The organism is Paraburkholderia sp. RL18-085-BIA-A (assembly GCF_046027075.1).
GTDB lineage: Bacteria > Pseudomonadota > Gammaproteobacteria > Burkholderiales > Burkholderiaceae > Paraburkholderia.
Map to the genome: position 1 here is coordinate 1 of NZ_JARESU010000238.1, position 8,025 is coordinate 8,025.

The 8,025-nt window shown below is 62.2% G+C and carries 7 protein-coding genes and 2 pseudogenes; all 9 read left to right on the forward strand.

From position 1 onward, the window contains the following. Window positions 1-1,192: NAD(P)/FAD-dependent oxidoreductase (locus P0D89_RS49525; protein ID WP_408379169.1), on the forward strand; the 1,192-nt coding region annotated here is incomplete at its 5' end. A 26-nt stretch (window positions 1,193-1,218) separates the two neighbouring features. Beyond that, the gene (locus P0D89_RS49530) at window positions 1,219-2,625 is read left to right on the forward strand and encodes a CmpA/NrtA family ABC transporter substrate-binding protein (RefSeq protein ID WP_408369747.1); all 1,407 of its coding nucleotides are present in this window, start codon (window positions 1,219-1,221) and stop codon (window positions 2,623-2,625) included. A 16-nt stretch (window positions 2,626-2,641) separates the two neighbouring features. Continuing rightward, complete coding sequence (gene ntrB, locus P0D89_RS49535; protein ID WP_408369744.1) at window positions 2,642-3,565, forward strand: nitrate ABC transporter permease; 924 nt, start codon at window positions 2,642-2,644, stop codon at window positions 3,563-3,565. Then, complete coding sequence (locus P0D89_RS49540) at window positions 3,555-4,505, forward strand: ABC transporter ATP-binding protein (protein ID WP_408369741.1); 951 nt, start codon at window positions 3,555-3,557, stop codon at window positions 4,503-4,505. The genes ntrB and P0D89_RS49540 overlap by 11 nt, the downstream gene beginning before the upstream one ends. Window positions 4,506-4,527: 22 nt before the next feature. Beyond that, complete coding sequence (gene cynS / locus P0D89_RS49545; RefSeq protein WP_408369738.1) at window positions 4,528-4,977, forward strand: cyanase; 450 nt, start codon at window positions 4,528-4,530, stop codon at window positions 4,975-4,977. 23 nt (window positions 4,978-5,000) lie between these two features. Continuing rightward, a pseudogene (locus tag P0D89_RS49550) lies at window positions 5,001-5,084 on the forward strand (IS6 family transposase); the annotation flags it as partial. 87 nt (window positions 5,085-5,171) lie between these two features. Then, window positions 5,172-5,564 (forward strand): annotated as a pseudogene (locus P0D89_RS49555) (IS6 family transposase); the annotation flags it as partial. Between the two features lie 496 nt (window positions 5,565-6,060). Further along, complete coding sequence (locus P0D89_RS49560; RefSeq protein WP_408369735.1) at window positions 6,061-6,183, forward strand: hypothetical protein; 123 nt, start codon at window positions 6,061-6,063, stop codon at window positions 6,181-6,183. Window positions 6,184-6,663: 480 nt separating this feature from the next. Continuing rightward, window positions 6,664-7,434, forward strand: coding sequence for an SDR family oxidoreductase (locus P0D89_RS49565; RefSeq protein ID WP_408369732.1), 771 nt, complete (start codon window positions 6,664-6,666; stop codon window positions 7,432-7,434). Window positions 7,435-8,025: the final 591 nt, after the last annotated feature.

The window sequence follows — 8,025 nt, forward strand, 5'->3', positions numbered from 1 at the left end:
GCCTGGGGTAATCGTGGTCGGCGGCGGCACGGCGGGTTGGGCAGCCGTCGAAGCAGTCCGGGCGCTGGATCCGGACATACCGATCACGCTGGTGAGCGCCTGCCCGGCGGACCGTTACCGGAAGCCGGAATTGTCGGTTTCGCTGAGCGAGAAACGCACACCGGAGCGGCTCGTATTCGAGACCGGCCCGGCCGCCGCAACACGCCTCGGCGTACGGCTGGTCGCCCATACCTACGCGGTTGGGCTGTCGCCGGCGCTGCATCAGCTGCGCACGACGGCGGGCACGTTCCGTTACCGGCAACTGATTCTCGCCCAGGGGGCGCGGCCCGTGGCGCCGTCCGGCTTGCCGCGCGAACTGTGCTGGCGCGTCAACGATCTGTCGATGTGGAGCAGCATGCAGCGCCGGCTGACGGCGGGGCGGGCGCGCGTGGCGGTGATCGGCGCGGGTCTGATCGGCTGCGAGCTGGCGGAGGACCTGGCACGGGCGGGACATACGGTCACCGTGCTGGATGTGAGCGACAGGCCCCTCGCGACGTTGTTGCCGACGCCGGCCTCGCGCCGCCTGCTCGCCGCCTGGACGCGGCTCGGTATCCACTTTCTGCCCGGCCGCAGCGTGAGCGTCGAGGCGCGGCGTGGGATCGACGCGTGCGCCACAGAGCGGACGAGTGACGCGACGACGGCAAGCGGCGGTGTCGCCGATGTCAGCGCCACGCGAAGCGAAAAGGTGATCACGACGCAGCACGGCGAGCGGATTGCCGCCGATCTGGTGCTGTGCGCCGTGGGGCTCGCCACCGAAGGGCGCCTCGCAAGAATGGCAGGACTCGAATTCGAGCACGGCATCGTAGTGGACTGCCGCACGTTGCAGACCAGCGTGCCGGATATCTACGCGCTCGGCGACTGCATCAGCTTCGCCGGCGAGCCATGCCGCTTCATCGAGCCGATTGTCGCGCAGGCCGAAGCGATCGCGCACGCGGTGACCGGCTGCGAACATGCGGGCTATCGCCACCAGTCGCCCGTGATCCGCGTGAAGACGCGCTCGACGCCGATCGTCGTGCGCGGACTGCCTTCGCGCGAGCTGGAGTGGCAAATCGTCGAAGAAGACGACGGACACCTCGCGATGGCGCAGTACCGTGATGGCGACATCGTTTCGTCGTTGACGGTCGGCAGCCGGCGCGTCGAGCTCGCGGCCTGAACCAACCCTCACGCATCGGACACCACATGGGTAACCGCTATCAACCGTTCGACCCCGGCAGCACGCTTGGCGGCTGCTCATGTGGCCGCCATGCCGATGAAGCCGCGCACCGCGCCGCCACGGCGGGCACCGCGCACGACGCGCATGAAGGACGCAGCGCGGACGGTGAAGCCGCGTGGCGAGACGCCATCGAAGCAGCGGCCGTACGCGCACTCTTTCCTCGCAACTCGATGCGGCGTGCCTTTATCCGTGCGGTCGGCAAGAGCACGGCCATCGCCGCCGTGTACAGCGTGCTGCCGATCGCGTCGCTCCAGCAGGCTTTCGCAGAAACGAAAGCCACGCAGCTCGAAAAGCGCGACCTCAACGTCGGCTTTCTGCCGATCACCTGCGCCACGCCGCTGATCGCCGCGGAGCCGCTCGGCTTTTACAAAGAGGAAGGGCTGAACGTCACGCTGAACAAGGTGGGCGGCTGGGCGCTGGTGCGCGACCGGATGCTGAATCGCGAACTCGACGCATCGCACATGCTCGCGCCGATGCCGCTAGCGATTTCGCTTGGCGTCGGTTCGCAGCCCACGCCGACGCGCGTCGCGACGATCCAGAACGTGAACGGCCAGGCCATCGTGCTGGCGCTCAGACACAAGGACAACCGCGACCCGCGCAACTGGAAAGGTTTCCGCTTCGCGATTCCGTTCGACTATTCAATGCACAGCTTTCTGCTTCGCTATTACCTCGCGGAGCATGGCATCGATCCGGATCGCGATGTGCAACTGCGTGTGACGCCGCCCGCGGAGATGATCGCGAACCTGCGTGCGGGCAACATCGACGGATTTTTGGGACCCGATCCGTTCAACCAGCGCGCGGTATTCGACGAGGTCGGTTTCATTCATATTCTGTCGAAGGACATCTGGGCGGGGCACCCCTGCTGCTCGTTCAGTGTGCCCGACGCGTTCGTGCGGCAGAACCCGAACGCGTTCGCCGCGCTGCTGCGTGCGAATCTGCGCGCGGCCGCCTATGCGAGCGACTCTGCGCATCGCGCCGAGCTGTCGAAAATGATTGCTGCGCCTGCCTATCTGAATCAGCCCGAGCTGGTGATCCGCCAGGTGCTGACCGGCACCTATGCGGACGGCATTGGCCACGTGCACCGCGTCGCAGACCGGATCGATTTTCAGCCGCTGCCGTGGTATTCGATGGCGACATGGATGATGACGCAGATGAAGCGTTGGGGTTATCTGAAGGGCGGCGTCAACTACCGTTCACTCGCGCAGCAAATATTCCTGCTGACCGACGCGTACAACGCGATGAAGCAGATCGGTGAGACACCGCCGGATATTGCGGGCAACGATGGCTACCGGCCGATTACGGTGATGGGACGAACTTTCGACTCGAGCCGACCCGACGCTTACCTCAATGGCTTTGGCATCAAACGCGCCTGAACGCAGGAGAAACTGAATGACTGCAAATCGACGATTCACGTTGCGAAGCAAGGCGGCGCTATGCTCGCTTGCATTGTTCGCGCTGCTGCTGGTCGCCTGGCAGGCTGCGACGCTCCCGAAGACGCCAGCCGCGACAGCCGCGACGACGGCATCGAAAGCCACGAGTGCCGAGGCCGCCGAGGCTGCCGAGTACGCAGTGCTGATGGGCAACGCGCCCGATCCGGGCGGGGACGGCGCTGCGGCGGATTCGATGAAGGTCATCGGCTTCCCATCGCCTGCCGAGTTCGCGCACGAGGCGGCACGCCAGCTCGCGCATCCGTTCCACGACAACGGTCCGAACGACAAGGGCGTCGGCATCCAACTCGCCTATTCGCTCGTGCGGGTGGCGGCAGGTTACGCGATTGCGCTGCTGGTTGCGGTGCCGCTCGGTTTTGTGATCGGCATGTCGCGGCTTGCGTTCCTCGCCTTCAATCCGTTCATCCAGGTGCTGAAGCCAATTTCGCCGCTCGCCTGGATGCCGATCGCGTTGTACACGATCAAGAGCTCGTCGGCCTCGGCGGTGTTCGTGATCTTCATCTGCTCGGTGTGGCCCATGCTCGTCAATACCGCGTTCGGTGTCGCTGGGGTGCGGCGCGACTGGCTCAACGTGGCGCGCACCCTTGAAGTGCCGCCATTGCGCAGCGCACTGTGGGTCGTGCTGCCCGCGGCGGCCCCCACCATCGTCACCGGTATGCGGATTTCGATGGGCATCGCGTGGCTCGTGATCGTCGCGGCCGAAATGCTGGTCGGCGGCACCGGCATCGGCTACTTCCTGTGGAACGAATGGAACAACCTGTCACTGGCCAACGTGTTGTTCTCGGTATTGCTCATCGGTCTGGTCGGCATGACACTCGACCTGCTGTTCGCCCAACTTCAGCGCAAGGTGACCTATGTCGACTAAGTCGAATGCCCAGACGTCCGGCGCGACGAGTTTCGTCAGCGTCGAAGGACTAACCAAGCGCTATCGGGACGACCTGCCGCCGGTATTCGAACATGTCAGCTTCACGATCGAGCAGGGCGAATTCGTCTGCGTGATCGGCCATTCCGGCTGCGGCAAGAGCACCATCCTGAACGTGCTGGCCGGTCTCGAGCGGCCCAGCGAGGGGCACGTGATCGTGCGCAACCGCGAGATTTCCGGACCGGGGCTTGATCGTGGTGTGGTATTCCAGAACCATGCGCTGCTGCCGTGGATGACTGTGGAAGGCAACATCGCGTTCGCGGTGCGCTCGCGCTATCCGGACTGGACACGCGAGCGGATCGCCGCGCACGGTGCACGCTTCATCGAGATGGTCGGGCTGAAGGGCGCCGAAAAAAAGAAGCCGTCGGAGTTGTCGGGTGGGATGAAGCAGCGCGTCGGCATCGCGCGGGCGTTTGCAATCGAGCCGCGCATGCTGCTGCTCGACGAGCCGTTCGGCGCCCTCGACGCGTTGACGCGCGGCGTGATCCAGGATGAGTTGTTGAAAATCTGCACCACGACGCAGCAGACCGTGTTCATGATCACGCACGATGTCGACGAAGCAATCCTGCTGTCGAACAAGATCATGCTGATGAGCAACGGGCCGCGCGCCCAGATTGCCGAGATCGTCGTCAACACGCTGCCAGCTAACCGTCAGCGCGAGACAATGCACCATGACCCGCAGTTTTATCGAATCCGCAATTATCTGGTCGATTTTTTGGTGCGACGTTCGAAAGAACTGAGCACCACCCACGGCGTCCGGCCCGATACCGGGCGCGTGGCCGCCGCCACGAAACGGCTCGTTTATCCCGGGCTCGATGACGGCGCAGCCGCGCCGGCCACAGTCGCGCGGGCTGCCGGACCCAATCTCAAGGCGATTGCCTGATCTCCTACCCAAGAAACCAACCATGATTTCCAGCCGCAATGAAGTAACGCAGATGATCGTTTCCGCCAAGGTCGCGAACGGCCTGAAGTGGAGTGAGATTGCCGGGAAGATCGGCCAGAGCAAGGAGTGGACGACGGCCGCGTGCCTCGGCCAGATGACCTTCAGCAAGCACCAGGCCGAGATTGCCGGCGAGATTTTCGGGCTGCCGGACGAGGCCGTCGCATGGTTGCAGATCGTGCCTTACAAGGGCTCGCTCGCGACCGCGGTGCCGACCGATCCGCTGATCTACCGCTGGTACGAAATCGTCAGCGTGTATGGCACTACGATCAAGGAACTGATTCACGAAGAGTTCGGCGACGGCATCATGAGCGCCATCGACTTTTCGATGGATATCCAGCGTGAGGCCGATCCGAAAGGCGATCGGGTCAAGGTGCTGCTGTCCGGCAAGTTCCTGCCGTACAAATCGTACTAACCGCGCCCTTTCCTTGACTTCCTCGGGACAAGACTGCAGCGCGGCGCTACTTTGAGAAATCGATCGCCCAGAATGGCGCGCCCGACACGGTGACCATCGAAAAGAGTATCTGGAATCAAAGAGAAGCGCGATGACTCGGCTGGGCACTGTCACGTTGTTGGCAAGGCAACGGGAGTGTGGCGGCAATGGCGGGCATGAAACCAACTGCCCAACCGCACCGCACGCCCGCCAGCTCCGCTATTTCGTATGCGGGATACCGCTTCCCGCCCGATGCGATCAGCTACGCGGTGTGGCTGTACTACCGTTTCCCGCTGAGCCTGCGCATGGTGGAGGAACTGCCGGCCGCCCGTGGCATCGATCTGACCTACGAGACGGTGCGGCGCTGGTCGGTGAAGTCTGGGCTGGGCATTGCCCGGCGTATCCGGTCGACCGCTTTGGCGCGAGGCGACAAGTGGCACCTCGATGAAATGGTCGTCACGATCAACGGGATGAAGCACTGGCTGTGGCGTGCGGTGGACCAGCACGGCGCGGTGCTCGACGTGCTGGTGCAAAGCCGGCGCGACCGGCACGCGGCCAGGCGGCTCATCCCCCAAGATTAAACTAGGTTTCCTTAAGTCATACGTGTTAGGCCGTTCGTTGACCGATAATTTGACAGTGCGAATCAAGCTAAACCTGCAAGACAAAAAAGACTATTCTGCGCACGGCAGGCATTGCTCCTGCTTGGGAATGGATGTCTCCCACCCGCGTATGGCCGGCTTCCAGTAACGGGTCCCGTAAGATCGCCGCCAAGACTCGAACACGAGCTTCCGTGATGCCTCGAGGTATCCAAACGTATAAGCGCACTATGTTCACGTAGAACCGCTGTGACCGTTCGTAGAATGGTTTTCCTGGAATCGTCCGTCTATCTTGATTCCATGGACTTAGCGATTTCATGTGAATGTCAGCCATGTCAAACGTTCTGCATAACTGGGTTTATATCGGTAGCAACGCGTACGACGAGTACACGTTCGTCCCCTGGTTGAATAAGAACGTGTATCGCCGGACTGTTGACCTTAGCCGAATCTGTATCCAGTGAGCGCCACGATGAGCACGAACGCAAGGGATTTGCTTGAGCTGCGCCGAGATGATCCGACGTCAGCAGAACTGCGGAAGATGGCCGCGAACATCATCGCCGTCGGCGTCGCAGATCAACACGAGGGCTGCTGACATGAACAGGCTCGAACATTGGCACCGCCGGCCGATGCAGGTCCGTGTCTTGGATCGCTGCGATGAATGCGGCAAGTTGAAGGTAGACGTCCGGAAGCACGTGAACTATTGGCCGAATATCACCGCCGTCTGCTGTGCGAAGTGTTTCGTCGAAAATGACCGAGGAATGCAGCGAGTTTGCAGCCTGCCAGGAGCCAACGATGACCGGAATGATCGTGACTGCGGGCCTGTCCGCATGGGGCATTCTCGTGCTGTTCGCGTGCGCACTATGGCGCGTTGCAGGTGATGCTGATCGTCGGATGACATTGGAAACCGTCGCAGACCGCCAGCAGACGTCCGGTGTCGCGCGAGCCGGATCGTACCCGGTAGCAGGAGTGCGCAGTCGGCCGCTTAAGCCAATCTCCTTACACAGAAGTCATGCGCCGTCGTCTGTGCAGGGCCTGAATTATATGGACCGTCCTGGAAAACAAAGTTACGACTATGAAACTCACCGGTAACACGATCCTCATCACGGGAGGCGGTTCGGGCATCGGCCGCGGGCTTGCCGAGGCGCTGCACAGGCGCGGCAACAAGGTTATCATTGCCGGCCGCCGGCGCGGCCATCTCGCCGAGGTGATTGCGGCGAACCCCGGGATGGTTGCGATCGAGCTCGACATTACCGACGCGGCCAGCATCGACCAGGTAGCGGCGCAGTTGATCGTGGACTACCCCGAACTCAACGTCCTGATCAATAACGCGGGCATCATGCAGCCGGACCAGGTGGGCGGCCGGATCGACGACGCGCTGATGGTGTCCACCATCACGACCAACCTCATGGGGCCAATCCGCATGACGTCAGCGCTAATCGATCACTTCAAGACGCAGAATGACGCTGTCGTCGCCTATACAAGCTCGGTGCTTGCTTTCGTGCCGTTGGCCGCGACCGCGGTGTACTCGTCGACCAAGGCGGCAATCCATTCGTACGTCCTCTCGCAGCGCTTGATGTTACGGGATACGAAGGTTCGCGTGCTCGAGATTGCACCGCCTTGGGTGCGCACGGACCTCATCAACAGCCGCGAAGCCGAACTGGCGATGCCGTTTGACGCGTTCATCGCCGAAACGATCGCCGTTCTCGGTACCGATTCGGACGAGATTCTGGTTGAAGGTGCCAAGCCGCTGCGTGCGAACCCCGGTCCGGGCGAACACGGCCTCGTCAACAGCTTCAATGCGCTAATGACGGAAGCCCATGGCGAGATCCTCGATTCCATGTAAAGGGAGAGACGCCGGCGCAGTACTCACAAGACGTCAAACACGCTGTAGACCGGCTCATACGCGAACCGGTGGCCCACGCCGATCGCCATGACGCAGTTAGCCATTCGTACTTTGCGGCGGGCGCTTTGAACATCGGGTTGACAAAAGTAGGAGCTTGCCGGGTCGACTTCCTCGCCCTTTTCCGGCTAGTCGCTGTACGGGATCTGAGCGCCGCGTCGCCCTCGCTGGGACGCGGGCCGTTGTCCGATATTCATTCGTTAGGGGACATAGCGGCGCTCGCAGCGAACAATCCTTATGGGTTGGCTCCGGAAGTTCGAGACGGGACGGAGTCGTTCGACAGTGATTCGGCGCAGACTTCTCAGCTCGGCCAGCTCTTCTTCGATTTCCAGGGACGAACGCACCGGCAGAGCGATTGCCGATGCTGCAAGGGGTACAGAGAGCGGCCGTGCAACCTGTCGCACATGATGGACTTGCTGGGGGCCAACGCATCCGTATAACGCTAACCTTGCGTTTGCAATACGCGCTTGAAAATCTTGCGGGCTTCCGCATGCGGGTGCGACCTTTTAACGAACACCATTTTTGCCGTACCGG

What these genes read in the sequence shown, in the direction of transcription:
- P0D89_RS49530 (WP_408369747.1), top strand. Translation starts at nt 1,219, where the DNA reads ATGGGTAACCGCTATCAACCGTTCGACCCCGGCAGCACGCTTGGCGGC.
- ntrB (WP_408369744.1), top strand. Translation starts at nt 2,642, where the DNA reads ATGACTGCAAATCGACGATTCACGTTGCGAAGCAAGGCGGCGCTATGC.
- P0D89_RS49540 (WP_408369741.1), top strand. Translation starts at nt 3,555, where the DNA reads ATGTCGACTAAGTCGAATGCCCAGACGTCCGGCGCGACGAGTTTCGTC.
- cynS (WP_408369738.1), top strand. Translation starts at nt 4,528, where the DNA reads ATGATTTCCAGCCGCAATGAAGTAACGCAGATGATCGTTTCCGCCAAG.
- P0D89_RS49560 (WP_408369735.1), top strand. Translation starts at nt 6,061, where the DNA reads ATGAGCACGAACGCAAGGGATTTGCTTGAGCTGCGCCGAGATGATCCG.
- P0D89_RS49565 (WP_408369732.1), top strand. Translation starts at nt 6,664, where the DNA reads ATGAAACTCACCGGTAACACGATCCTCATCACGGGAGGCGGTTCGGGC.